This is a genomic window from Myxococcus sp. CA023 (assembly GCF_010998615.1).
GTDB lineage: Bacteria > Myxococcota > Myxococcia > Myxococcales > Myxococcaceae > Myxococcus.
The window spans coordinates 1-26,943 of the sequence record NZ_JAAEAH010000066.1; the positions used below are offsets into that span (position 1 = coordinate 1).

The 26,943-nt window shown below is 70.1% G+C and carries 14 protein-coding genes; 8 read left to right on the forward strand and 6 right to left on the reverse strand.

The window, feature by feature from the left end:
- The first annotated feature begins 57 nt into the window (after positions 1-57).
- The 3 genes from F8M74_RS26515 to F8M74_RS26525 are packed head-to-tail and all read left to right on the forward strand — an operon-like array spanning position 58 to position 2,894.
- Complete coding sequence (locus F8M74_RS26515) at positions 58-1,215, forward strand: AI-2E family transporter (RefSeq protein WP_141255139.1); 1,158 nt, start codon at positions 58-60, stop codon at positions 1,213-1,215.
- 60 nt (positions 1,216-1,275) lie between these two features.
- Positions 1,276-2,331 carry a hypothetical protein gene (locus F8M74_RS26520; RefSeq protein ID WP_216620176.1) on the forward strand — a complete coding sequence of 352 codons (1,056 nt, stop codon included), beginning with the start codon at positions 1,276-1,278 and terminating at the stop codon, positions 2,329-2,331.
- Between the two features lie 50 nt (positions 2,332-2,381).
- A complete protein-coding gene (locus F8M74_RS26525) occupies positions 2,382-2,894 on the forward strand; it encodes a hypothetical protein (RefSeq protein ID WP_141255137.1) in 513 nt (170 codons plus the stop codon).
- Between the two features lie 16 nt (positions 2,895-2,910).
- On the opposite strand, the gene F8M74_RS26530 is transcribed toward F8M74_RS26525, so the two are convergent.
- From F8M74_RS26530 to F8M74_RS26540, 3 genes are read right to left on the reverse strand one after another with little or no spacing between them, the layout of a single operon-like run.
- A complete protein-coding gene (locus tag F8M74_RS26530) occupies positions 2,911-3,246 on the reverse strand; it encodes a Carotenogenesis protein CarS (RefSeq protein WP_141255136.1) in 336 nt (111 codons plus the stop codon).
- A complete protein-coding gene (locus F8M74_RS26535; protein ID WP_141255135.1) occupies positions 3,243-3,908 on the reverse strand; it encodes a DUF1109 family protein in 666 nt (221 codons plus the stop codon). Before F8M74_RS26535 ends, F8M74_RS26530 begins: the two co-directional genes overlap by 4 nt.
- A complete protein-coding gene (locus F8M74_RS26540) occupies positions 3,905-4,456 on the reverse strand; it encodes an RNA polymerase sigma factor (protein ID WP_141255134.1) in 552 nt (183 codons plus the stop codon). The genes F8M74_RS26535 and F8M74_RS26540 overlap by 4 nt, the downstream gene beginning before the upstream one ends.
- 192 nt (positions 4,457-4,648) lie before the next feature.
- On the opposite strand from F8M74_RS26540, the gene F8M74_RS26545 reads away from it, so the two are divergent.
- Positions 4,649-5,413 carry a ZIP family metal transporter gene (locus F8M74_RS26545; protein ID WP_171410305.1) on the forward strand — a complete coding sequence of 255 codons (765 nt, stop codon included), beginning with the start codon at positions 4,649-4,651 and terminating at the stop codon, positions 5,411-5,413.
- A 15-nt stretch (positions 5,414-5,428) separates the two neighbouring features.
- Here the strand turns inward: F8M74_RS26545 and F8M74_RS26550 are convergent, their stop codons facing one another.
- Complete coding sequence (locus tag F8M74_RS26550; RefSeq protein ID WP_141255132.1) at positions 5,429-6,625, reverse strand: metallophosphoesterase; 1,197 nt, start codon at positions 6,623-6,625, stop codon at positions 5,429-5,431.
- 170 nt (positions 6,626-6,795) lie between these two features.
- Between F8M74_RS26550 and F8M74_RS26555 the strand changes: the two genes are divergently transcribed.
- From F8M74_RS26555 to F8M74_RS26570, 4 genes are all read left to right on the forward strand, one after another.
- Entirely contained in the window at positions 6,796-7,272 is a 477-nt protein-coding gene (locus tag F8M74_RS26555) for an FKBP-type peptidyl-prolyl cis-trans isomerase (RefSeq protein ID WP_216620174.1), read from the forward strand.
- A 118-nt stretch (positions 7,273-7,390) separates the two neighbouring features.
- The gene (locus F8M74_RS26560) at positions 7,391-8,581 is read left to right on the forward strand and encodes a cyclic nucleotide-binding domain-containing protein (RefSeq protein WP_141255130.1); all 1,191 of its coding nucleotides are present in this window, start codon (positions 7,391-7,393) and stop codon (positions 8,579-8,581) included.
- Positions 8,582-9,015: 434 nt separating this feature from the next.
- Positions 9,016-11,124 carry an elongation factor G gene (gene fusA / locus F8M74_RS26565; protein WP_141255129.1) on the forward strand — a complete coding sequence of 703 codons (2,109 nt, stop codon included), beginning with the start codon at positions 9,016-9,018 and terminating at the stop codon, positions 11,122-11,124.
- Positions 11,125-11,473: 349 nt separating this feature from the next.
- Complete coding sequence (locus F8M74_RS26570; RefSeq protein ID WP_141255128.1) at positions 11,474-12,979, forward strand: DEAD/DEAH box helicase; 1,506 nt, start codon at positions 11,474-11,476, stop codon at positions 12,977-12,979.
- 86 nt (positions 12,980-13,065) lie between these two features.
- Here the strand turns inward: F8M74_RS26570 and F8M74_RS26575 are convergent, their stop codons facing one another.
- A complete protein-coding gene (locus F8M74_RS26575; RefSeq protein WP_141255127.1) occupies positions 13,066-13,530 on the reverse strand; it encodes a DUF2269 domain-containing protein in 465 nt (154 codons plus the stop codon).
- Complete coding sequence (locus tag F8M74_RS26580) at positions 13,527-26,924, reverse strand: non-ribosomal peptide synthetase (RefSeq protein WP_228565713.1); 13,398 nt, start codon at positions 26,922-26,924, stop codon at positions 13,527-13,529. The genes F8M74_RS26575 and F8M74_RS26580 overlap by 4 nt, the downstream gene beginning before the upstream one ends.
- Positions 26,925-26,943 lie beyond the last annotated feature (19 nt).

The following is a 26,943-nucleotide window of genomic DNA, read 5'->3' on the forward strand; positions in this document are numbered from 1 at the left end:
CACGCGTAAGATCGTCGGCAGCGTCAGAGGTGTATAAGAGACAGGTGGGGTGGGGCGGTGGCTGATTCGAGGCGGTGGTCCAATTTTGTATTCGCCGGGCTTTTTGCCCTGGCGCTGATTCTCTTCTCCAGGATTCTGCTGCCGTTCCTGATGCCGGTGTTGCTGGGCGGCTTCCTGGTGGTGCTGTTCATGCCGGTGCAGGACTCCCTGTGCCAGAAGCTGGGGGGCCGCAAGTCTCTCAGCGCCGGGGTGTCCACCGTCACTGTGTTCGTCCTCATCCTGGCGCCGCTGGCGCTGGTCGGGTGGATGGTGGCGCGCGAGGTGTTCCAGCTCGTGGGCCAGGCGCAGGTCCTGCTGGAGGAGCAACACCAGCGTCACCCGTTCCTCGCCAGCCTGCCGCTGGGCTTGGAGCGCTATCTCCGGCTGGACGTGGACAGTGCGGAGACGGAGCGGGCGCTCCTGGCCGCGATGACGGGCGGCGCGTCGTTGCTGCGCGACGTGGCGGCGGCGGGCACGGACCTGGTCATCAACCTGTTCCTGATGTCCGTGGCCATGTACTACTTCTTCCTCGACGGGCGCCGGCTGGTGGCCGAGGTCATGCGGCTCATCCCGCTGGACAGGCGCTACTTCGAGGCCTTCGCGCGCGAGTTCACCGACGTCGCCTACGCCATCATCTATGGCAACACCGTCACCGCGCTCATCCAGGGCGCCGTGGGCTTCATCGGGCTGCTCATCGCGGGGGTGCCGCACGCCGGCGTGTGGGGCGCGGCCATGGTGCTGGTGGCGCTGGTGCCCGTGGGCGGCACGGCCCTGGTGTGGGGGCCCATTGGCGTGGTGCTCATCGCCGCCAACCAGGTGAGCGAGGGCGTGTTCCTCCTGGCCTGGGGCGCCTTCCTGGTGGGCAGCATCGACAACGTCATCCGGCCCCGGTTGTGTGGCTCGCGCATGGCGCTGCACCCGCTGCTCGTCTTCCTGTCCATGTTCGGCGGGCTGGCCGTGTTCGGGATGATGGGCCTGCTGGTGGGGCCGCTCATCGCCTCCATCTTCATGGCCATGGTCCGCATCTACCGCCGGGACTTCCTGGGCATCGGCCGCGCCGAGCACCTGTCGGCCCATGACGAGAACACGTCGGTGCCTCCCACGTCCGAGCCCGTTTCCTCCCGCATGCCTCCCGCGGCGCCGGCGATGGGACCCGCCGCGACGCTCAACGCCTGAGCGGCGGGAGAACCGCCGAGCCTGGACTTCCCCGATGGGGTGGGTGAACCTCCCTGGGGAATGACGACCGCCCGACACTCGATGGTTCGCTGGGGGCTGTGGTGTGCCCTGGTGATGGCGCTGGCCTCGCCGCAGGCCCTGGCCGCCGCGGCGAAGCAGAAGGCCTCGGGACCGGCGAAGCCGAGCGTCGTGGTGCTGGAGGTGGAGGGAGATGCGCGGCGGCGGCTGGGCCCTTTCCTGGAGGTGGCGCTGGATACGGGCTCTGGCGGCACGGTGGGAGACGCGCCGGCACGCACGCCCCTGGCGCGGCTGACGTTGGGGGGCACGACGACGTGGCGCAACTACTGCGCGCGGCCCGGCGTGAAGTCCTGTGGCGAATATGACCGGCTCCCGGCGAACGAGCGCCTGGGGGACACGGTGAGCTATGCGTCGTCGGTGCCGTACCTCGGCATCGCCGCCGAGCTGGAGTTGCTGCCGCTGGCGCACTGCGAATCACTGCTGCGCGGCCTGGGCCTGTCGCTGGGCTACCGGCGTGGGTATTCCTCCACCAACGTGACGCTGGTGAGTGACGCCGGCCGGTCGACCACGCGCGAGGTGGTGGCCACCGACTCGGTGCTCACCGCGCAGGCGCTGTACCGCTACTTCTTCGGCATGGGGGAGGCGAACGCGTCGCTGGGCCATGCGGGGCTGCGCGCGGGCCTTCTCACCCGCGCCTTCGACGTGGACGCATCCTCCAACATCCCGCTCACCGGGACGCACCGCTTGTTTCCCGCCGTGGGGTTGGAGGTGTCGGTGCCGCTGCTGCGCTGGGTCCGGCTGGAGGGCGCGGGTCAGTTCTTCCTGAGCCCGAAGCCGGGCAAGGGCCTGGGCGCCGGCAGCGCGGCGCTGGACGCGGAGGTCAGCGACTACGGCACGTCGGTGTCCAGCTTCGGCTGGGAGGCGGAGCTGGGCGTCGGGGGCGACATCTGGGGGCCCTTCGGTTACTCGGTCCGCTTCCGCCTGTCCCGCTTCCAGGACACGTTCTCCGGCGCCGGCACGAAGCTGGGCTGGGATGAGGGCGGCGTGGCGGCGGAGACGTACTCCAGTCTGCACTGGGGCGTCACCGCGTCCTACTGAGGCGCGTTGCCGGCTCCCACTCCGGCGCGGCGGAGGCGTAGGGTGCGGACATGTCCGAGCACGTGTCCCCCCAGGAGCTGCGCAGGAAGTGGAAGCTGGCGAACGCGGAGCCGCTGGAGGGCGGTCACCGGCTCGAGGCGTACCGCGCGCTGGCGCATGGCTGTCCCGCGTTCGTTCCCAATCTCCTGTCGTTGAGCCGCACGTTGCTGGCCGGCCGGCACGAGGCGGCGGACCCGGAGGCCGCGGTGTCCGAGGCCGAGCAGGTGCTCCGCTCCGCGTCGGACGTCTCCGCGGGGGCTCCGGAGCCCCTGCTAGCGCTGGGACACTTCCTCGCCTCGGTGCGACAGGCGCCCGATGAGGCGGAGCGCGCCTTCTCCTCCGCGGCCAGCGCCGCGATGGCCTTGCTGGAGGAAGCGTGGGCGGGGTGGATTCACGCGCTGGGCGCGCAGGGACAACTGGAGGCGGCGCTGGAGGTGGAGGAACGGGCGCGGAGCCTCTTTCCCAGCTCCAAGGCGATTTCTCAGGCGGTGGCGTTCGCGCGAGCGCAGTCGGGTACGCGCTGACGCGGGTCCCGCCACGTCAGGGCATTCGCTCCAGCGAACTCCGGCCGCCGGCCCGCACGGATTGACGGTGCTGGGCAATCCGGTTGCGGGCCCACTCCGGGGCCAGTTCCAGCTCCTCCGGGAAGAAGAGGTCTTCGCCCAGCCCTTCGACGAGCACCTGGATGAGCGGGTCATCGGGGTACTGCGTGGCCGGGTCGTCGAACACCAGCCCCACGACGACTCCCGTCTTGCCCAGGAAGCGCTGGCTGATGGTGCCGTCCTCGGAGTGCGGCACGACCTTCACCTTCGCGCCAATGCGCACCGGTGCGCCGTCCACGTCATGACAGATGATGAGTGAGGGGTCCTGGATCATGGCGCGTAGGAACGGGGCTTGAGCGACTTCGAGATGACCACCAGCACGACGGTGATGACGACCCATGCGAGCAGGTGGTGGGAGAGGACGTGCCGCCAGTCCTGCTCACAGGCGAGCTCTCCGAGCAGCGCGCCCGTCGAACCCACCGACAGGCCCGCCGCCAGGGCGCGCAGCGGCTGGAAGAAGGCCCCGCGCAGCGCGAACAGCGCCACCACCAGCGGCACCACGCCAATGGCCAGGTGACTGACGGTGCAGACCCAGCCCGGGAGCGATGGGGGACTGTGCGGCGTGCCCCGGGCGAGCACCAGGGCCGCCGCGCTGACCACCGCCAGCCCCACGCCCAGCCGGCGCATCCAGCGGCCCTGGGGAGACAGCGCGCCCCAGGCGCACACCGCGCTGGTTCCCACCAGCATGGCCAGCAGGGGCGCGCGTGCCAGGAGCAGGGGGCCGGTGACCGCGCCCACCGCGAGCATCACTACGGCCGCCAGCAGGCCCATTCCCGCCGACGCCGCCATCAACCAGACGGCCTGCGTGCGCCAGCGCCGCACCGGACGACGAAGCGCCAGTTCGCCCCGGGCCGCGGAGAGCACGCGCTCCAGCGCGGCGTTGTCCTTCGCGGGCGTCTGGGTGAGAAGCTGGTCCAGGTCCATCGGTGGCTTCATCGCGCCACCTCCAGCTCCAACTCGCCCAGCAACTCGCGCAGCTTCTCGTAGCCCCGGTGCGCCCGCAGCCGCGCGGCGCCTGGGCTGATGCCCCGCAGCGCGCCAATCTCCTCGAAGGACCAGCCCTCCACCTTGCTGAGCACCACCGCTTCACGGTGGTCCGGATGGAGTTGTTGCAAGGCGTCCAGCAGGTGCCTGCGCAGCGATGGGTCGCTGTCATCCGGCGCCTGGGGGGCGGGCGTCGCGGTGTCCTCGTGGGATGTGTAGGCGTCCACGTGCCGCTGATGCCTCAGCGCGTCGCGCGCGGCGTTCGCGGCAATGGTCATCAGCCACGGTGTGAAACGGGTGCCGGGCTCGTAGCGGCCCCGCGAGCGGATGACGGACAAGAAGGTGGCCTGGAGCAGATCTTCCGCGAGCGCGCCATTGCGCACCATCCGGGCCAGGAAGCCTTGGACCCGCGGCGCGTGCCGCGCGAAGAGGTCCTCGAAGGCGTCCTGTGCTCCGTCGCGAAACCGTACCATGAGCTCTTCGTCCGATTGGCTCCGCATCACCCTGCTCATCTACGGGCCAACTGCGAAAGTGTTTCCGGCGGTCGCGATTCTCAAGATTTGATGGGGAAAGCGCTGGAAAGTCGCGGGGTTACGCACGCCAGCGACATCCCGTCCTGCCCCGGAGAGCGAGGCCGTTAGTGTTGGGCGCGGAGGCACCTCGGACGCGTGGACCATTGGAGCATCGAAGGCATGGGGGCGGGGTTGGTGGCAAGCCTGCTGGCGGGCACGGCGACGGGACTGGGCGCGCTGCCCGTGCTCGTCACCTCGGAGCTCAGCCGGAAGGCCCAGGACCGGATGTTGGGCTTCAGCGCGGGCGTGATGCTGGCGGCCACGTCCTTCTCACTGGTCATCCCCGCGATGGAATTGGTGAGAGGGCAGGGCCATGACGGGCCTTCGGCGGCACTGCGTGTGGCGGCGGGTGTGTTGCTGGGTGGCCTGTTCCTTCGCGTGTGGCACGACCTGATGCCGCACGAACACGCGCTCAAGGGCCACGAGGGCCATGGCGGCACGAAGTGGAACAGCGCGCTGCTGTTCGTGCTGGCCATGACGTTGCACAACTTCCCGGAAGGCTTGGCGGTGGGCGTGTCTTTCGCCGCGCCGCAGCCGGAGCTGGGTCTGTCGGTGGCGCTGGGCATCGGCGCGCAGAACATTCCCGAAGGTCTGGTGGTGGCGCTGGCGCTGCGGGCCACGGGGGCGTCCGCGTCGCGCGCCGCGTTCCTGGCGCTGCTCACCGGCATGGTGGAGCCGGTCGGAGCGCTGTTCGGCCTCCTGGCCCTGTCACTCAGCTCCGCGCTGCTGCCGTGGGGACTGGCCTTCGCGGGCGGGGCGATGCTCTATGTCATCAGCCACGAGATGATTCCGGAGAGCCACCGCGGCGGTTTCGAGCGCGAGGCCACCACGGGCCTCATGTGGGGCTTCGTGCTCGCGTTGGTGCTGGACATGTCGCTGGGCTGACGCGGCCCGAGGGGGCTACGCGGGCAGCAGCACCAGTCGGGCAATCTCCGGGGGCGCGCCCACGCGCATGGGTGGGCCCACGAAGCCACAACCCCGGCTGACGTAGATGAGCGAGTCGCCCGTGCGGCTCAGGCCCGCGTTGCGGTCTCCCCAGATGAGGTTGCCCATCAGGTTGCCCGGGAACATCTGTCCGCCGTGTGTGTGCCCTGAGACTTGGAGCCCCACACCGCGCCGGGCCACCTCGTCGAAGTTGGACGGCTGGTGCGCCAGCAGCACGGAGGCGCGGTCGGGCCGCACGTCGCGCAGCGCCGCATCCAGGTCATAGCCGCGCTCGCCCAAGCGGTGCGCGCTCCAGTCGTCCACGCCCGCCAACTGGAAGGAGGCCGCGCCGTCGCCAATGGACACGGAGCGGTTGCGCAGCGCGTGGATGCCCAGCCCCTCCAGGAAGGCGACCCACGAATCTGCGCCCGAGTAATAGTCGTGGTTGCCGGTGACGAACCAGGTGCCGTACCGCGCGCTCAGCTTCCCCAGGCTGGCGGCGAAGACCCCCAGCGCATCCACGGAGCCGTCCACCAGGTCCCCGGTGATGGCGATGACGTCCGGCTTGAGTGCGTTGGTGCGGGACACCAACTCATCCATGAAGCGGCGCTGAATCACCCCTCCGATGTGGATGTCGGTGAGTTGCACCAGCGTGAGGCCTTCCAGCTCGCGCGGCAGGTGGGGCAGCCGCACGGGGATGTCTCGCACATCGGGTGGCTGGTACGCGCGCCAGCCGCCGTAGGAGCTCACCGCCACGCCTGCGAGCCCCGCGCCCACCGCGAGCCCCTGGCCCAGCAACGCCCGGCGCTCCGGCGACGCGGGCGCGGTGGGGGTCGTCGTCTCCGCGCGTGCCTTGCGGCGCTCACGCCACGCGGCCAGGGCCCGTACCATGTCCACCGCCAGGGTGAACATGAGCAGGTAGAGGACCAGGCCAATCCACAGGAGGAAGACGATGCCCAGGCGCCGGGCGCCCTCGGAGGGCAGCACGGAGCCAATGGCCCGCGCGCTCAGGGCTCCGACGAAGCCCACGGCGAACAGACCCTGGGCGGTGCGCCGCAGCCACTTGCACTTCGTCACGTCACGGACGAGCCGACGGTAGAGATAGACATGGCCCACCGACAGTACGGTGAGCACGGGAATGAAGAAGAGGAGCAGGCTGACCCAGCGTGGCATCGGGAATCCTGCATAACGGAAGCCTTCCCGCCGCGCTCCAGGATTCCAGGGGGGCAGGCGGGAAGGCGGCATGGACACACCCCTGGCCCCTTTTCCACGCCGCCGCGCCGGGGCAGGCTTCGCCGTCCCGCGAGGCCGATTCCCGGTCCACGCACCCCTTCGAGGTCGTCATGCTCCGCTCCCTGCTGGTTCCCATGCTCCTGGCTGTCTCGCTGCTCGGCTGTGGCGACGACGAAAGCGTCAACCCCGACTCGGGAGACCCGACCAAGGTGACGTACGCGGAGTCGCTCAATGTGGACCTGGCCGAGATGACCCGGCTGGAAAGCGGGCTCTACATCCGGGACACCTTCGCCGTGGAGGATGGCGCGCAGGCCCAGGCGGGCAATCGCGTGCAGGTGCGCTACACGGGCTACCTGCCGGACGGCCGCAGCTTCGATGCCACCGGCAACGGGCCCGCCATCGGCTTCACCTTGGGCGTGGGTGAGGTCATCAAGGGCTGGGATGAAGGCATCGCCGGCATGCGCGTGGGGAGCCGTCGCCGCCTCATCATCCCGTCGTCCCTGGGGTACGGCGCCACCGGCTCGGGCCGCCGGATTCCGCCGTACACGGTCCTCATCTTCGACACCGAGCTCGTGTCCGTCCGCTGACGGAGGCGAGGAACTCCGCTCGCCGACGTGCTATAGGATTTCCTTGTCTTCCGGGAAGTCTGGGTCGGCGTGGACCGGCCTGGAGGTTCGTGGTGACCCGGAATGGGGGAGGCGAGCGATGTCGCGGTCCGAGGCGGAGATGAGTTTGGAAGGCCCCCGAGCAGCAGTCCCGGGGGAGGGCGCGTTCCACGGGCTGCTCACGCAGCCATCGCCCGAGGTGGCTGCGCAGCTCTACGAGGAGTTGGGGAGCTCCCAGCGCGAGCGGCTCCAGAAGGAGGCCGCGCAGGCCGCGGTGGCGGAGCGCCAGCGTCTGGCGGAAGTCCTGCGCCAGGCCCGCGACTTCTCGGGCGCCGCGCGCCTGCTGGATGGCTGCGGCGCTGCGGCCCTGGTGGCGGAGCTGTACGTCCAGGGCGGGCGTTACGTGGACGCGGCGGAGGCGTACCTGCGCGCGGGTGAGGTGGAGCGCGCCGCGGCCGCCTTCGAGCGGGGCGGCGCCATGGAGCGCGCGCTGGAGGCCTACCGCGGCCTGGGCGCGCGTGAGGCCATGGCGCACTGCCTGGTGCGCCTGGGGCGTCCGTACGAGGCGGCGCAGCTCTACCGCGAGTTGGGCCAGCCGCACGCGGAGGTGGAAGCGCTCGCGAGCGTTCCCTCCGGTGACCCGCGTCACCTGGAGTCCGTGCTGCGCATGTGCAAGCTGCTGGATGGCGAGGGCTTCACGCGGCGTGCGCTGGCGCTCCTGGCCGACACGGTGCGCGGCACGGAGTCGGCACGGGGAGACCCGGCGCTGGCGGCGGAGAAGGCCCGGCTGCTGCGCCGCCTGGGCATGGACGCGGAGGCCGAGGCCGTCATCGCGCGTCTGCCTTCGAACGCGGCGGCGCCGGAGTCCAATGGCTACCACTACCTGAAGGCCATCCCCATCTTCGGAGAGCTATCGCTCGAGGACATGAAGGACCTGTACCGCGTGGCGCGGCAGGTGCTCATCCCGGCGGGCGCGGTGCTGCTGGAGAAGGGCTCGCCGGGCAGCGGCCTCTTCGTGCTCCTGGAGGGCGAGGTGGACGTGTTCAGCGGGCCGGAGACGGATGCGCGCCGTCTCAACACGCTGGGGCCTGGCGCCTACCTGGGAGAAATCTCCCTGGTGCAGGATGCCCCGGTGTCCGCCCAGGTCCGCGCGCGCACGGCGGTCCGCGCGCTGCGTGTCACCCGCGCGGGTTTCCAGCACTACCTGGACACGCATGACGCGGCGGCGCTGCGCATCTTCCGCCTCTTCACGCACAACCTCGCGGCGCGCGTGCGGGCGCTCAGCACCTGACGGCGCGCATGTCTGTCATTCCGGGCTCGCGTGCTCGCACCCGCGCCCGGATTGACAACACGGCGTCTGTGCTTTAATTCAAACGCATCATGAGGCCCGTTTTCTTCAACGCCCTGCTGTGTGCGCGCACGTTCGCGCCGGCGGCGGACGTGTGCCTCACCCCCCGTCACGAGGTTCTGCTCGACATTTGAGTTGGCGGACCGGTGTCTCCGGCGCGCGGGTTGGCTGGTTCCCGTGTGCCGTGAGCCCCGGCTCCGCCCTCTCTCTTGTCGCGTCCTCGTGTGCCCTCACGCGTCCCTGAGCGGGCCTGACGTGCCCCTCCGGCGAGTCGCGCGTGCGTGCCGCTGAGGCTGTGGCGGCGTCATCCCTTCATTTCAACCGGCGCCTCAATTCAACCCGCGGGCCTCGCTGCTCGACGGGAACGGGAGTCCTTCATGTCTCGCCACACACGCATCGAGCGGTACCGCAACATCGGCATCATGGCTCACATCGACGCGGGGAAGACGACGCTCACCGAGCGCATCCTCTTCTTCACCGGTCGCATCCACTCCGTGGGAGAGGTGCACGACGGCTCCACGGAGATGGACTGGCTGCCGCAGGAGAAGCAGCGCGGCATCACCATCACCTCCGCGGCCACCACCGCGTTCTGGCAACCCCGGCAGGGGATGGGCGCGGGTGTGCCCCACCGCATCAACGTCCTGGACACCCCAGGGCACGTGGACTTCACCATCGAAGTGGAGCGCTCGCTGCGCGTCCTGGACGGAGCGGTCGCCGTCTTCGACGCGAGCCAGGGCGTGGAGCCCCAGTCGGAGGCGGTGTGGCGGCAGGCGGACCGGTACAACGTGCCGCGCATCGCCTTCATCAACAAGATGGACAAGGTGGGCGCGGACTTCGCCATGAGCGTCGCGTCCATCCAGGCGCGGCTGGGCGCGCGGCCGGTGGCCGTGCAGTGGCCCCTGGGTGAGGGCTCGGAGTTCCGCGGGCTGGTGGACCTGGTGCGCATGCGGGCCGTGATGTTCGACGGGGAGGACGGAAGCTTCGTCGACGGCCAGGCCGTGCCGGAGGCGGTGCGCGCGGAGGTGGAGGCGCAGCGGCTGCGGCTCATCGAGGCGTGCGCGGACGAGGACGCCACCGTGCTGGAGAAGTTCGTGGACGGGCGGTTGGAGAACATCACCACGGAGGACCTGGAGCGCGCGCTGCGCTCGGGCACCCTCGCGCGGACGCTGGTCCCGGTGCTGTGCGGGTCGGCCTTCAAGAAGAAGGGAGTGCAGATGTTGCTGGACGCCATCGTCAACTACCTTCCCGCGCCGTCGGACATGCCCGCCGTGGAGGGCTTTGTCCCGGGCAAGGAGGAGCGTGTGTCCCGGCCCATATCCGATTCGGGGCCGCCTGGCGCCCTGGCGTTCAAGCTCATGAGCGACAAGGCCGTGGGCGGCATCGTGTTCCTCCGCGTCTATTCGGGCACGCTGCGCGCGGGCACCGTCCTGCTCAACCCCGCCACCGGGCGGCGTGAGCGGGTGGGGCGCTTGATGTTCATGCACGCCAACCGCCGCGAAGAAGTGGCGGAGGTCCATGCGGGAGACATCTGCGCGGCGCTGGGCCTGAAGGGCGTGCGCACGGGCGACACGTTGTGCGACCCGGCAGAGCCCATGGTGCTGGAGTCGCTGGGCGTCATGGAGCCCGTGGTGCAGCTCGCCGTGGAGGCGCGCTCGCCCGCGGAGCTGACGAAGCTGGAGGACGGCCTGCACCGGCTGGCGGCGGAGGACCCGTCGCTGCGTGTGGGCGTGGACCCGGAGAGCGGCCAGGTGCTGCTGTCCGGCATGGGTGAGCTGCACCTGGAGGTGGTGGTGGACCGCTTGAGGACAGAGCACGGCGTGGAGGCCCGCGTGGGCCAGCCCAAGGTGGCCTGGCGCGACACGCTCCGGCGTCAGGTGCGGCAGGAGTACCGCCACGTCCGCCAGTCGGGCGGGCCCGGACAGTACGCGTACGTGGTGCTGGACGTGGGGCCGGCACCGCGTGGCGCGGGGCTCGTCTTCACGGACGACACGCGCGGGGGCACCATTCCCAAGGAGCTGGTGCCCGCCATCGAGAAGGGCGTGGCCGGGGCCATGGCCCGAGGCGTGCGGGACGGCGTGCCGCTGGTGGACGTGGAGGTGCGGCTCTTGGATGGGGACACGCACGTGCGTGACTCCACGCCCCAGGCCTTCGCCGTGGCCGGCTCCCTGGCGCTCCAGGCGGCGGCGCACAGGGCGGGCGTGCAGCAGTTGGAGCCGGTGATGGAGGTGGAGGTCACCACGCCTGAGGAGTACCTCGGCGAGGTGTTGGGAGACCTGGCGGCGCGGCGGGGGCGGGTGCTGGGCATGGAGGCGCGCGGCGTGGTGCGGCTCGTCTCCGCGCGGGTGCCCATGGCCAGCCTCTTCGGCTACGTCACCGGGCTGCGAGGCCGCACCCAGGGCCGGGCCCAGGCCAGCATGCGTCTGGGCGCGTACGAGCCGGTGCCAGAGGCACTCCAAGCCTCTTACGCGGCGGAGGCCCGCGCCTGAGGTCAAGGGCGGCCCCGGGAGCCAGGAGTGGCTCCCGGGGCCTGTAGGACATTCCGGGTCTTTCGACTTGGAAGGATCTGGACCCTGTACAAATGTCCATCAGGGGCTACAAAACCGGAAAGCAAGCCGTTGATTTCACGGGACTTCCGGGACGGGAAAGTGCAGGGTCGCGCGCCGATTCTCCGGAATGGGTAGGGGAGACCCCCTGTTTCCATCCGTTCCCAAAGCGGTTCGGCCGGCCGGGCCCGACCGCGCACCGCCAGGCGCCCCGGACATACGTCCGACTGGGCGCGCTGCGCGGGCTTCCTCCCCTGGGGAGGAGGCGGGCTCTCTTCAACGTCAGGACCCCATGACTTTCGACGAACTTCAGCTTCACGACACCCTCCTGCGCGCCGTCAAGGCGGAGGGTTACACCACCCCTACGCCCATCCAGCAGAAGGCCATCCCCCACGCGCTGGCCGGGCGCGATGTGCTCGGCGTGGCCCAGACGGGCACGGGCAAGACGGCGGCCTTCGCGCTGCCCATCCTCCAGCGACTGTCCGCCAAGGCGCCCGCGGGCGGTGCGCGCCCGGTGCGCTGCCTGGTCCTGACGCCCACGCGCGAACTGGCGGGTCAGGTGGGCGACAGCTTCGGGACCTACGGCAAGGGGCTTCCCCTGCGTCACGCCGTCATCTTCGGAGGCGTGGGCCAGAATCCGCAGGTCCAGACGCTGCGCAGTGGCGTGGATGTGCTGGTGGCCACGCCGGGCCGCCTGCTCGACCTGATGGAGCAGGGCTTCGTGTCGCTGCGCTCGCTCGAGGTGTTCGTGCTCGACGAGGCGGACCGCATGCTCGACATGGGCTTCATCCACGACGTGCGGCGCGTCATCAAGGCGCTGCCGCCCAAGCGGCAGACGCTGTTCTTCAGCGCCACGCTGCCCCCGGACATCGTGGACCTGGCGCGCAGCATCCTCACGGACCCCATCCGCGTGGAGGTGACGCCGGCGTCCAGCACCGCGGAGACGGTGAGCCAGCAGGTGTACTTCGTGGAGCGCGAGCAGAAGCGCGGGCTGCTGACGCACCTGCTGAAGGAAGGCAACATCCACCGCGCGCTCGTCTTCACCCGCACCAAGCACGGCGCGAACCGGGTGGCGAAGCAGTTGGAGGGCGCGGGCGTCAGCTCGGCGGCCATCCACGGCAACAAGAGCCAGAATGCCCGTGAGCGCGCGCTCGACGAGTTCCGCGCCGGGACGCTCCGCGTGCTCGTGGCCACGGACATCGCCGCGCGCGGCATCGACATCGACGGGCTGAGCTACGTCGTCAACTACGACCTGCCCAACGTGCCGGAGCAGTACGTGCACCGCATTGGCCGCACCGGCCGCGCGGGGGCCAGTGGCACCGCTGTGTCCTTCTGCGACGCCGAGGAGCGCGCGTACCTGCGCGACATCGAGCGCACCATCCGCCGCAACGTGCCCGTGGTGGAGGACCATCCGTACCGCTCGGGCCAGCCCGCGCCGCGTCCCGTGAGTCATGCGTCCGGCGCCGCGCCGGAGGCCCGTCCTTCGGGCAACGGTGGGCGGCCCCAGGGCACGCCGCGTCCCGCGGGCAACGGTGGTGGAGGCGGGCACTCCGCGGGGGCTTCGCGCCGCCGCCGGGGGGGCCGTGGTGGCGCTGGCGGCGGAGGCCGTGGGCAGGGCCGTCCCGAGGGTGGCCGCTCGGCGCAGGGCTCGGGTGGCTCCGGTGGCAACTCCAGCCGGGGTGGCCAGGGCGGTTCCAGGGGTTCGGGTGGCGGCCGTCCCGCGGCGGCGCAGGCTCCGGCGAAGGCCCCTGAGGCATCCCCGCTTCCTCCGCGTCGCTCGTCGCCCAAGTGGTTCTGAGCGGCTGAAGCCAGGCGGCGGCTACGGCCGGCCGTGAAGTCCAGGAAGGGAGCTCGCGCCAATTGGGGCGGGCTCCCTTTCGCGTGTCAGTGGAGGACCATCAGCGCCATGGAGCCGAAGGCGAGCGCCATGGCCAGGATGCCCCAGCGGAACCACTTCTTCGTGAGCAGCAGGTAGTCGTCGAACGAGGCCCCGGTGTCGCCGAAAGCCTCGGCCATGGCCAACTGACGCGCCTGGATGGGGCGCAGCGTGAGCTGCCAGACGATGCCGCACAGCATGAAGCAGACCTGTCCCGCGGCGAGCGCCGGGTTCGTCCACAGGGGGATGTCCTGGAGGTGCGCGCGCAGCATGCCGGTGGCGGCGAGCGCGAAGACGCTGGGCACCAGCAGGTACTTGTCGGTGAACTGCACCAGCCGCAGGGCGTAGGCAATCACCCGGGGCTCGCGCGTCCTGTCCGCGAGCAGCCGCCACACGGCCGTCACGATGATGTCGCCCAGGAACACCACGACGGCGATGAGGTGCAGGAGCTTCAGGACGTTGTGGACGTTCATGGGGCGGGTGTCGGACTTGGAATGAGCGCGAGCAGGTGCTGGGCGAGCACCGCCGCGTGCGGATCGCGGAGCAGCGACAGGTGGGTGCCAGGGACGGGGTAGGCCGAGCAGGCCTGCTGCGTCAACTGGCTCCAGCCGAGCGTGCCGTCTTGCACGAGCGCGTCGAGCGCCGCCGTGCTGGGGCCACTTCGGTCCTCCGCGCGGAACACCGCCAGGGGCACCGGTTGTCCACGGCGGGGCCGGTAGTTCAGGGCGTCATGGGCCCGCGCCACGTTGAGGATGCCCTGCACGTGGACGGGCTGCGCGCCTTCGGGGAGGACCGCCGCGGCCTGGAGCCGTGCGACGAAGAACTGGAGCCGCTCGGCTTCGCCCATGGCGCGCACTTCGGGCAGGGCGAGGTCGATCTTCACGTTGAAGAACGCCACCATGATGCCGGCGAGGTGGAGCATCCACTGCGCCGTGTCCCAGCCCTCGCCCTGCGGCCGGGTGACGTCGGGGAAGGGCGCCAGGGTATCCAGCATGGCGACGACGCCCACCTCGCGTCCGCGGGCCTTGAGCTCCTGGGCCAGCTCGTAGGCGATGTGTCCGCCCATGGAGTGTCCACCGACGGAGTAGGGGCCTTCGGGCTGCATGGCCAGGATGGCGTCCGCGTACCACGTGGCGATGGCCTCCACCGTCTCGTGTGGTGGCACATCGCCATCCAGGCCCTGGGGCTGGAGGCCGAACACGGCGACGCCTTCCAGGTGTCTGGCGAGGGACAGCAGGTAGAACGGCGTCGAGCCTCCACCGGGCACCAGGTAGAGCACCGGCGTCCGGTTCGAGTTCGCGGCGCCGGCGGCCATGAGTGCGTGGGCCTCGGGGGTGAGCGGCACCAGCGGTGAGAGGGCCGCGTTCTCGGTCCGGAGGACCGCCGTGAGCTGCGCGGGCGTCGGGTTCCTGAACAGGGACACCAGCGGAAGCGGGCGGCCCAGACGCTTTTCCACCGCGAGCTTCATCTTGAGCGCCAGCAGCGAGTGGCCGCCCAGGTCGAAGAAGCTGTCGTGGATGCCCACGGCGCGCACGCCGAGCACCTCCTCGAAGAGCCGGACCATCTCCAGCTCCAGGGCATCACGCGGCAGGCCCTCCAGGGCGGTGACGCGCGCGTCGGCGAGCTCCATCGCGCTCAGCGCTCGCGTGTCCACCTTTCCGTTGGGCGCGAGCGGCAGCGCGTCCAGGAGGACGAACTGCCCAGGCACCATGTTCGCCGTGAGCTGCTGCTCGACGAAGCTCCGGAGCTCGGTGGGCTCGGGGCGCTGCGCGGACGCATGGGGCACCACGAAGGCCACCAGCCGGGAGTCTCCACCCGTGCCGCGCACCAGCGCGACGGCTTCACGCACCGCCGGGTGCCGGGCAATGGCGGCTTCGACCTCGCCCAGCTCGATGCGATGCCCGCGCAGCTTCACCTGCCGGTCGGCGCGGCCCACGAACAGGAACGTGCCATCCGCCAGCCGGCGGACCACGTCACCCGTCTTGTACATGCGCAGCGTCGGGCCTCCGGGGAAGGCGTGTTCGATGAAGCGCGACTGCGTCAGCTCCGGGCGGTTGAGGTAGCCGCGCGCCAGACCGGGCCCCGCGAGATAGAGCTCTCCGGGGACACCCTCCGGGACAGGGCGAAGCCTGCCATCCAGGATGAGCGCTTCCATCCGGTGGATGGGCAGGCCAATCGGCTCGGTCGGGCCGTGCGCGCCCACCTGTCCGGGCAGGCACCGGTGCGCCAGTGAATCGATGGTCGCCTCCGTCGGTCCGTAGAGGTTCCACACCTCCGCCTTCGAACGGCTGAAGAGCGTGGCGACAGTCGCGGAGGGCAGGGGCTCTCCACCCACGCAGACGCGCCGGAGCGCCGGGAGGTTCGCGAAGCCGGGCTCCTCCACCAGCGCCGTCAGCAGAGAGGGCACCAGTTGGAGCACGGAGACGTCGCGCTCGCGCAGCACGCGTGCCAGGTGCTCCGTATCCGCGCCAAGGCCGTGCGGCGCCAGCACCAGCCGGGCACCCACCATCAGCGGGGCGAACAGCTCCCAGACCGAGGCGTCGAAGCTGAGCGACGTGCGCTGGAGCACCCGGTCCTCGTGACCCAGCGGCATGGCGTCGTTCATCCACGCCATGTGGTTGGCCAGGGCGGAATGCTCAATCAGCACGCCCTTGGGCTGCCCCGTCGAGCCGGAGGTGAACAGGCAATACGCCAGCGCGCCGCTCCGTGGCTCGAACGACTCCAGGGTGTCGTCCCCGAGCACCACCACGTCGATCCCCGGGAACCGCGAGGTGAGGTGCGCTTGCGTGATGACCACCCGCGCGCCGCTGTCCTCGAGCATGAACGTCAGCCGCTCGCGGGGGTAGGCCGGGTCGAGCGGGACGTAGGCCGCGCCCGCCTTGAGGATGCCGAGCAGCCCCGCCATCATCCCCACGGAGCGTTCCACGGCGAGGGCCACCAGTGCTCCCGGCGTGACGCCGCGCTGGACCAGCGCCTGGGCAACGGCCTTCGCGCGAGCCTCCAGGTCCGCGTAGGTGAGGGTGCCGTCCTCGGCCTCGACGGCGATGGCCGTCGGCGTCTTCGCCGCCTGGGCCGCGATGACCTCGTGCACGGCGGGAAGGGACGGTGTCGCCTCCGGTGCGCGAGGCGTGAGCCGGGCACGCTCCTCGGCGCCCAGCAGGTCGACATCCACGACCTTCGACCGCGGTTCGGCGGCCAGCCGCGTGATGAATCCCGTCAGCTGGCGCACCATCGCCTGGATGCGCCATGCGTCGAAGAGGTCGCGGTCGTATTCCAGCACGCCTTCGAACCCCTGGGCCGTCTCGGACAGCGTCAGGGTGAGGTCGAACTTGGCGGCGCCGCTGGGGATGGCCACCGGGGTGACCTCCAGGTCCGGCAGCGCCATCTTCGCGGTGTGCGTCTGCTGGTACGCGAGCATCACCTGGAAGAGCGGACTGGTTCCGAGCACGCGCTCCGGCTTGAGCACCTCGACCAGTTTCTCGAACGGGACGTCCTGGTGCTCATGGGCGTCGAGCACCTGGCGGCGGACACGCTGGAGGAGCTCGAGGAACGTGGGCTCGCCGCCCAGGTCGATGCGCAGAGGCAGCGAGTTCACGAAGAACCCGATGAGCGGCTCCGTCTCCGCGATGCGGCGGCCCGCGAACGGTGAGCCGATGACCACGTCGTCCTGCCCGCTCACCCGGCCCAGGTAGGCGCCAAAGGCGGCGAGCAATGCCATGTAGGCCGTCACCCCTTGCTCACGACAGAGCGAGGTGAGGGTCTGGGCCACGTCGGGAGCCAACGCCAGCGGCTCGGTGGCACCTCGGTGACTCCGGACCGCGGGCCGGGGCCTGTCAGTAGGCAGGTCCAGCACGGCGGGCGCACCCGCGAGCGCCTTGCGCCAATGGCCGAGCTGATGCTCCCGGGCCTGGCCGTCGAGCCAGCTCCGCTGCCACGCCGCGTAGTCCGTGTACTGGATGGGAAGGGCCGGAAGCGCCAGGGGCTCGCCTCGGACCTCCGCGGCGTAGAACGCGGAGAACTCACGCATCATCACGCCGAAGGACCAGCCGTCGGACACGATGTGGTGCATGGCCACGAGGAGCACGTGTTCGTCGTCCGCGCGCTTGAACAGGTGCACGCGCACCACGGGGCCCACGTCCAGCGCGAAGGGCCGGGCAGACTCCTCGGCCAGCCGCTGGTCGAGGCTTGCTGCGCCGGCGTGGCGGAGGTCCTCTGTGGTCAGTGTGAGCACCGCGTCGACCACCCGGGCCACCGGCAGACCGTCGACGAGTGGGAAGTTCGTCCGGAGGACCTCATGGCGCTCCAGCACGCGCTGGAGGCTCCGTCGCAACGCGGCCTCGTCCAGCGAGCCGCGCAACGTGAACGCGATGGGGATGTTGTAGGCCGCGCTCTGGCCTTCGAGCTCGGCGAGGAATCGCAGCCGCTCCTGCGCGAACGAAAGGGGCCGGTCCCCGGGGCTCGTCAGCCGGACCAGCGGCGGAAGCTGGGGTGCGGCCTCCTTGGCGGCAATCACCGCCGCCAGTGCCGTCAGCGTCGGCTGCTCGAAGATGGCGGAGAGGGGCACGTCGACGCCGAATGTCCTCCGCACGCGGCTCATGACCTGTGCGGCCAGCAGCGAGTGCCCGCCCAAGTCGAAGAAGTTGTCCTCCGCGCCAATCGGACGGCGCTCCAGGAGTGACTCCCACAGCGAGGCCAGCGTCTGCTCGGTGGGCGTACGCGGGGGCACGAAGCGCGTCTCGCTCGCGGACGCCTCGAAGCGCGGCGGCGGTAGACGTCGCTTGTCCACCTTGCCGCTGGACGACAACGGCAGCTCCTCCAGGTGGATGAACTGCGCGGGCACCATGAACTCCGGGAGCTTCTTCCGGGCGTACTCGCGGAGCGCGTGCACATCCACGGGCTGGGCCGAGACGACGTAGGCAATCAGGGCCTTCACGCCCCCCTGGGCGCCCGCGGAATGAACGTTGGCCACGGCCTTCGCCACACCGGGGTAGGAGGCGAGCACCGCTTCGATTTCACCCAGTTCGATGCGATAGCCACGGAGCTTGACCTGATGGTCGATGCGCCCGAGGTACTCGAGGTTGCCATCCTTGCGCCAGCGGACCAGGTCTCCGCTCCGGTACAGCCGTGCGTCGGGCTTGAACGGATGCGGGATGAACTTCTCGCGCGTGAGCTCCTCGCGGTTCAGGTAACCACGGGCGACACCGATGCCTCCGATGTGCAGCTCGCCCGGGACGCCAATGGGCAGCAGTGCGCCGTGGCGGTCCAGGACGTACCCCTCCAGGTTGAGGGCGGGGCGCCCGATGGGCGGAGCACCCGGGTCGTCCTGCCGGCAGTGGCCGAGCGTGCTGATGATGGACACCTCGGTGGGGCCATAGGCGTTGACGAACTGGACGCCGGGCCGCGCCCACGTGTGGACGACCTCTGGCGGAAGGGCCTCTCCCGCGGACGTCAGCATGCGAAGCGCGGGGTACACGCGGTCGGTGGGGAGCGCCGCATACGACGTCGGAGGCAGCACCATGTGCGTGACGCCGTGAGCCAGCAGCACCTTGGCCAGTTCGTCGCCCGCGAGCAGCGTGTCCGCGGGGGCCACCACGAGCCGGCCCCCGTTGGTCAGGGCCATGACGATTTCCCAGACCGAGACGTCGAAGGAGATGGAGGAGAACTGGAGCATGACGCAGCCCGCGTCGGCGCCTAGTTCGTGCCGCTGCATTTCGATGACGTTCGCGAGCCCCCGGTGCTCCAGAATCACGCCCTTGGGTCTGCCCGTGGAGCCCGAGGTGTAGATGACGTAGGCGGCGTTCTCCATGCGAACGCCACTGTCGGGATTGCCGGTGGGCGCGGCATCCGCGGGCTCGTCCAGCCAGAGCGTCCGCACCTGCGGCGCGCGCCACTTCTGCTCCGCCGCATGGGTGCTCACCATGAGCGCGGCGCCCGAGTCCTCCAGGATGCCGTCGAGCCGCTCCTTCGGGTACGAGAGGTCGAGCGGGACGTAGGCCGCCCCGGCCTTCCAGATGGCGAGCAGGCCGATGAGCATCTCGAACGACCGAGGCACGGCCAGGGCCACCAGCTTCTCCGGGCCGGCGCCCATCGCGATGAGCTGGTGCGCGGCGCGGTTGGCCCGGCGGTTCAGCTCGCCATACGTGAGCCGCTCTTGCCCCAGTTCGAGCGCGATGGCATCCGGCGTTCGCTCCGCGTGTTCCTCCACGAACCGGTGGGCCGGGACGTGGCGGGTGGGCGCCACCACGCGCCCCTGGGTGAACGCGGCGACGACGCCGCGCTCCTGATCGGGGAGGAGCGCGAGCTCTGACAACCGCTTCTTCGGATGCGCCACCGCGTCGGCGAAGAGCACCTGGAGGTGGGCGACCATCCGCTCGATGCGGTCCGCGTCGAAGAGGTCCGTGCTGTACTCGATGACGCCGGCCAGCCCTTCGCGCGTGGGTTCGAAGCTCAAGGTGAGGTCGAACTTCGCGCTCTCGATCTCCAGGTCGATGGGCTCCAGCGCCAGCCCCGGAAGGCTCAGGTGGCCCTCCGGGGTGTTCTGCAGCATCAACATCACCTGGAACAGCGGGGCGTGGCTCAGGTTCCGCTCGACCCCGAGCGCCTCGACAATCTTCTCCAGGGGAACGTCCTGGTACGCGTAGGCCTCCAGCGCGGAGGCGCGGACGCGCGCGACGAGTTCCTCGAACGTCGGATTGGCGGACAGGTCGATGCGCAGTGGCAGGGTCCCAACGAAGAAGCCAATCAGGGACTCGAGCTCCGCGCGGTCGCGGTTGGCCACGGGCGTGCCGATGACGATGTCATCCTGCCCGGTGATGCGCGCCAGGTAGGCCGCGAAGCCGCCCATGAGGACCATGAAGCTGGTTCCACCCGTGCGCAGGCTCAGGGCCTCGATGGCCTCGCTCAGCGCCTTGCCCAGGGCGATGCGCTCGGTGGCACCGCGCATGCTCGTCCGGGGAGGACGAGGCCGGTCCATGGGCAGGTCCAGGGCCGACGGCGCGCCATGAAGCTTCTTCCGCCAGTGGTCGAGCCGCTGCTCCAGCACCTCGCCCTGGAGGTGCCGCCGCTGCTGGTACGCGAAGTCCCGGTAGTCGACGGGGAGCTCGGGCAGCGTCACCGGCTGGCCGGAGACACGTCCGGCATAGAGCTGGGAGAGCTCACGCACGAGCACGCTGATGGACCAGCCGTCACCGACGGTGTGATGCATCGTCGCGACGACGACGTGTGCCGCCTCGTCGAGCCGGAACAGCTTCGCGCGGAACAGCGGGCCGTTCGTCAGGTCGAACGGTCGCGTGGCCTCCTCCGCGATGAGCAGGCGAAGCGCCTCGGGGGATGTCTCTCCCAGGGTGACCTGCTCGAACGGAACGCCCGGGTTCGCCCGCGGCTCTTGCCACACGCGGCCATCTCGCTCGACGAAGCGCATCCCGAGCACGGGGTGCCGCCGGACGATGTCGGACAGGCTTTCCTGGAAGGCGCTGACGTCCAATGTGCCCGTCAGCCGCAGCGCCATGGGCAGGTTGTAGGCCGCGGTGCCGGGGTAGAGCTGATCCAGGAACCAGAGCCGCTCCTGGGAGAATGACAGCGGAATGGCAGCGCCCTTGGGCGCCGGCTCAATCCGGGCAAGCGTCAGCGTCTGGCTTCCCCGGCGAGCATCGAGCACCCGGCTCAAGGAGGCGATGGTCGGATTCTCGAAGAGGTCGGAGACGCGGAACGCAGCGTCCACGTCGCCGCGAATCCGCGCGACGACCTGCATCGCGAGCAGCGAGTGCCCGCCCAGTTGGAAGAAGTCCTGGTCCCGTCCGACAACGCCGCGTCCCAGGACCTGTTCAAAGGCCCGTGCCACGGTCGCCTCCGTGGGCGTGCGAGGCGGCTCGGACGGGCTCTCGGCCTGCACTGGCGCGACGGGGGCGGGGAGCGCACGGCGCGCGACCTTGCCACTGGGCGTCCGGGGCAGTTCGGGCATCGGCACGAACAGCGCGGGAACCATGTACTCGGGCAGGTCCCTGGCGAGGAAGTCGGGCAGCTCGGCCAACCGCACCGTCTCCGGGACGACGTAGGCCACCAGCCGCTTCTCGCGCGTGGCATCACCGTCGACGATGACCGCCGCATCGCGGACATCGGGGTGCGCACACAGGGCGCGCTCAATCTCGCCGGGCTCCACACGGAAGCCGCGAATCTTGACCTGGTCGTCCGCGCGGCCGAGGAACTCGATGCTCCCCTCCACCGTCAACCGGCCAAGGTCCCCGGTCCGGTACGCCCGCACGGGGGGAGACAGGGGCAGGTCGACGAAGCGCTCGGCGGTGAGGTCCAGCCGTGACAGGTAGCCGTCGGCGAGGCACGTGCCCGCCAGATAGAGCTCTCCGGGCACGCCCACCGGAACGGGACGCTGACTCGCGTCGAGCAGGTGGACCGCCGCGTTGGCGATGGGCCTCCCGATGGACGGCAGCCCAGGCCAATGCCGCGGGTCGCCCTCCAACTCGTGCGCCGTCACCACATGCGACTCGGTGGGGCCGTAGTGGTTGTGAAGGCGCTTGCCACCTTCCTGGAACCAGCGGCGGATGGGGTCGGTGATGCGGAGTTGGTCTCCCGCGGTGATGACTTCCGTGAGCCCCGGAACGCGATGCTCGGTGCGCAGCGCGGCCTGTGCCAGATGGTGGAGCGCCACGGCCGGCAGGAAGAGGCGTTGGACGCGCGCCGCATCGAGGAAGTCGGCCAACGCGTCTGGGTCGCGTCGCGTGCCTTCATCGATGAGGACCAACGTGCCACCCGAGCACCAGGTGGAGAAGGTCTCCTGGAACGACACATCGAAGTTGAGCGGCGCGAACTGGAGCGTGCGCAGGGGGCGGGCGTGTTCGGTCTGCCACTCGATGAGGTTGACCAGTGCCCGGTGTGGCATGGCCACGCCCTTGGGCTTGCCCGTCGAGCCCGACGTGTAGAGGACGTAGGCCAGATGATGCGGCTCCACCCGGGGCCGCGGTGTCTTCGTGGCAGGCGCCTCCGTGTCATCCAGCAGGACCTGCGTCAGGCCCTGAGACGGGAGCAGCTCGCTGTACTTCTTCTCCGTGAGCAGGACGCGCGGCTTGGCGTCCTCCAGCATGTAGCGAAGGCGCTCAGGCGGGTACGTCGGATCGAGCGGCACATAGGCGCCCCCGGCCTTGAGGACCGCGAGGAGGGCGACCTGCGCATGGACGGAGCGGTCCAGGCAGATGGAAACCCGGACCCCTGGGCCCACGCCCAATGCGCCCAGCCGGTCGGCCAGGGCTTCCGTGGCCTCATGGAGCTGGCGGTAGGTCCGCGTCTCGCCCTGGTGCTCCAGCGCGACCACGTCAGGCGTCTTCTGGGCCTGACGCTCGAACAGCTCGGGGAGGGTGCGGCCGGTGTACCTGCGCTCGGTGCGGTTGAGGTCGGCGTACAGACGCCGCTCCTCGTTGGACAAGAGCGGGAGCTCTGAGGTGTGGAGCTCGGGCTCCTCGGCGATGGCCTGGAGCAGCCGGCCGAGGTGCGCGGCCATCCGGTCAATCCGGTCCGCGTCGAAGAGGTCCGTGTCGTACTCGATGCTGCAGGCGAGCGCGCCCTCACGCGGCTCCACGAAGAAGGTGATGTCGAACTTCGACGTCGAGCTCTCCGGCGCTTGAATCTCGGCGCGAACATCGGGGAGCAGGAGCTCGCCACCGCTCTGGCCTTGGAGGACGAACATCACCTGGAACAGCGGGTTGTGCGCAAGTCCACGCGGCAGATCGAGTGCCGCCACCAGCTTCTCGAAGGGCACGTCCTGATGCGCGTAGGCATCGAGCGCCGTCTTGCGGACGCGCAGCAACAGCTCGGAGAATGTCGGGTCTCCAGACAGGTCGACGCGGAGCGCGAGCGTGTTGAGGAAGTACCCGACCACTCCCTCCGTTTCGTGCCGGCCGCGGTTGGCGACAGGCGAGCCAATCACTACGTCCTCCTGGCCACTGATGCGCCCGAGGTACGCGGCGAAGGCGCCAAGCAGGGTCATGAACAGCGAGGCGCCCGAACTCCGGGAGAGCGCTTCGAGCCGCTGGCCCAGCGGCGCTTCCAGCACGAAGCCATGGGTCTTCCCATGGAACCGCTGCCGTTCCGGGCGCGGACGGTCGGTGGGAAGCGGAAGGACGGGCGGGGCGTCCTTCAAGGCTTCACGCCAGAAGGCAACGCTCTCATCCAGGCGTCCTGATTCCAGCCGCTGCCGCTGCCATGCGGCCCAGTCCGCGTAGCGAACGGGCAACGCGGGCAGGGCCGGCTCCGCGCCGCTCACCAGCGAGGCGTACACGATGCAGAACTCGCGCAGCAGGACCCCGACGGACCAGGCGTCCGCGATGATGTGGTGCTGGTTGAGGACCAGAACGTGACTGTCGGGTGCGAGCCTGAAGTGCCGCGCGCGGAAGAGCGGTCCGTCCGTCAGCGAGAACGGCGCGGCGACCTCCTCGGCGATGCGTGCGTCGAGGAGGGCAGGGGAGACGTCCTCGCTCACGAGCACGGAGGCGGCAGGTGCCTGGACTCGCAGGACGGGCGTGCCTCCACGGTCGTGGAAGGTGCTCCGGAGCGCCTCATGGCGTTCAACCAGGAGCTGGAACGTCCTTGCAAGCGCGCTGCCATCGAGCGTCCCCTGGAGCCGGAGCACCAACGGGACGTTGTACGCCGCGCTGTCCCCTCCGAGCGCGTCGATGAACCACAGGCTCTCCTGTCCCGGAGCGACGGGCGTGTCTCCCATCAGTTCCACATGCGGGATGGGCTCGACCGCCGTGCCCTGTCCGGAGAGCGTCTCCGCGAGCTGCGCGATGGTCCGACGCTCGAAGATGGCTCGGACGGGAATGTCGACGCCGAAGGCCTCGCGGGTGCGCGCGATGACCTGCGTCGCCTTCAGTGAATGCCCACCGAGGTCGAAGAAGTCATCGTGGATGCCCACGCGCTCCTGGCCGAGCACCGCGCTCCAGATGCCGGCGAGGATCTCCTCATGGGGCGTCCGGGGCGTGGCCGAAGCCACCTGGGGCTGGGCCTCCAGGGCACGTGCTTCGAGCTCCGCGGTGTCGACCTTCCCGTTGGGCGTCAGCGGAAGCCGGTCGATGACGATGACCCGGCTGGGAAGGATGGCCGTGGGGAGCTTCGTCGCCAGATACTGCGTGAGCACGGCCGCGTCGGGCTGAGGCACCACGTCGCTGGCCGCGAACGCAATCAGCCGAACGTCACCGTTCTGCCGCTGCGCCTCGCTCACCACGGCCGCCGCGGTGACGTCGGGATGGGCCGCAAGCACTGCCTCGATTTCGCCAAGCTCCACCCGCACGCCGCGAATCTGGACCTGACGGTCCGCGCGACCATGGAACGCGATGGTTCCATCTGGGAGGAACCGGGCGAAGTCGCCGCTCGCGTACATGCGCGCTTCGGGCACGCCCGCGAACGGGTCGGGAATGAAGCGCTCCGCGTTCAGGTCCGGCCGGTTCAGGTAGCCCCGGGTGACGCCCGCGCCGCCGATGTACAGCTCTCCGATGACGCCCGGAAGGACGGGACGCCGCTGGCGGTCGAGGATGTAGATGCGGGCATTGGCGACCGGCCGGCCAATGGAGGGCAATCCTTGTGTACCCACCGGAGCAACGGTTCCGGATGTCGCCACCACCGTCGTCTCAGTGGGGCCGTAGTTGTTGACGAGCTGGAACGGAAGTCCCGCGGGCGGAGTGGCGTGGAGCCGGTCGCCGCCCGTGAGCACGAAGCGCAGCGCGCACGGCGAAGGCCACGGCAAAGCCAGCACTGCCTCTGCGACCACCGTCGGGAGGAAGCTGATGGAGATCTGTTGCGCCACCAGCCAGTTCGCCAGGTCGGCGGGCGCGCTGGACAGCTCGGGTGGGACGAGGTGCAGCGTGGCGCCCGCAGCGAGCGTCGGCCAGATTTCCCAGACGGCGGCGTCGAACGCGGTGCTGGCGAGCTGGGTCGTCCGGTCCTTCGGCGTGAGTCCGAAGGCCTCCGTGTGCCAGGAGACCAGGTTCATCAGGTTCCGGTGTGTGACCAGGACGCCCTTGGGCGCGCCGGTCGAACCCGAGGTGTAGATGACGTAGGCCAGGTCATCCAGCCGCACCGGCTCCTTCGCGGGGACGTCGGGCGTGTTCGTCTCGTTCAGGACTCGAGAGACGTCGAGCCGGGGAACGCGTGTGTCCGCGATGGGGTCCGCACCCGTGTTGAGGATGGCGACTGGCGCCGCATCGCCCACGATGTAGGCCAGCCGCTCAGCGGGATAGTTGGGGTCCAGGGGCAGGTAGGCCGCTCCCGCCTTGAGCACGCCCAGGAGCGCCACCACCATCTCCACGGACCTGCCAATGCACACGCCGACGATGCGTTCCCGCCCAGCGCCCAACTGACGGAGGTGCCGCGCCACGCGCTCGGCGCGGCTGTCGAGTTCGCGGTAGCTGATGGACTGGCCGTCTGGGCCCACCACGGCGGTTGCGGCGGGCGCGGCCCGAGCCAACAGCGTCGTCACAGGGCCGGTGACGTCGAACGCACGGGGATTCTGGCCCCACTCCGCCAGCACGCGCCGGGCGGCCTCGTCCATCAGGTCGATTTCGCCGACCGTCTTCGCACCCGGCAGCGACTCGAGCGCGGCTTCCAGCAACCGCGCGATGCGCTCAGCCATCGGACGGGAGAACGCGTCCGCCGCGTACATGACGCGCAGCTCCAGCGACTCACCCGGGATGGCAACCAGCGCCAGTGGGTAGCTGATGCGGTCGTGTGTGTTGACCGAGCTGATGGTGAGGCCACTGCGAGGCAGGAGCGTCGAGGCGTCGAGCGGATAGTTCTCGAACACCAGGATGCTCTCGAAGAGCGGCCGGTCCTTCGGCGCGTCCGACCAGAGCTGGATGTCGGCCAGCGATGCGTAGCTATACGGCTCGACCGCGCCTTGCTCAGTCTGAAGCCCCGACAGGAACGTGGCGACCGGCGCCGTGCCGTCCAGCCGCGCTCGCAGGGGCAGGGTGTTGATGAAGAGTCCGACGATGGACTCGGAACCGGCAAGGTCGGCGGGACGGCCGGAGACCGTCACCCCGAAGATGACGTCGTCCGTGCCTGTCGCTCTCGCCAGGACCAGCGCCCACGCACCCTGGACCAGCGTGTTGAGCGTCAGCCGGTGCGCCTTCGCGAAGCCCGTGAGCCGCGCGGTCAGCTCTGGCGACAGCCGCCTGGTGACCTCCGGCTGTGTATCGCCCGCCGGTCCGCTGGTGTCCTGTCGCTCGGTGAAGGGCAGTGGCGTGGGTTGCTTGAAGCCCTGGAGCCGCTCGCGCCAGAAGGACTCCGCGCGGGAGGGGTCCTGCTCCTGGAGCCAGGCGATGTAGTCGCGGTAGGGGCGTGCGGCTGGCGGCAGCGCTGCGACGCCCTCCTCGAAGGCACCGAGCACCTCGCGGAGGACGATGGAGAAGCACCACCCGTCCAGCAGCAGGTGGTGGTAGGTCCACACGAACAGGTGGCGCGCGTCGTCGAGCCGGATCAGGGCGCAGCGAATCAGGGGCGGCGTGCCCAGGTCGAAGCCCTGGAGCCGGTCCTCGCGCAGGAAGTCGTCAATCCACCGCTGCTGCGCGTCCTCCGGCACGTGCCGGATGTCCTCGATGCGCCAGGGGACTTCGGCCTCCACCGCGACGACCTGGAGCGGCTTCTCCAGACCTTCCCAGAGGAAGCCCGAGCGCAGGATGGGGTGCCGGGCGAGGACGTGCTGCCAGGCCTCCTTCCAACGGTTGATGGGCAGGTCCCCCCGGACCTCGCAGCTCAGTTGCTCCACGTACATGCCCGCGCCGGGCTCCATCAGCGCGTGGAAGAGCATGCCGTGCTGCATGGGGGCGAGCTCGTAGATGTCTTCGATCGATTCTTCTGACGTCATGGCGCTGTCCTGCCCCTCA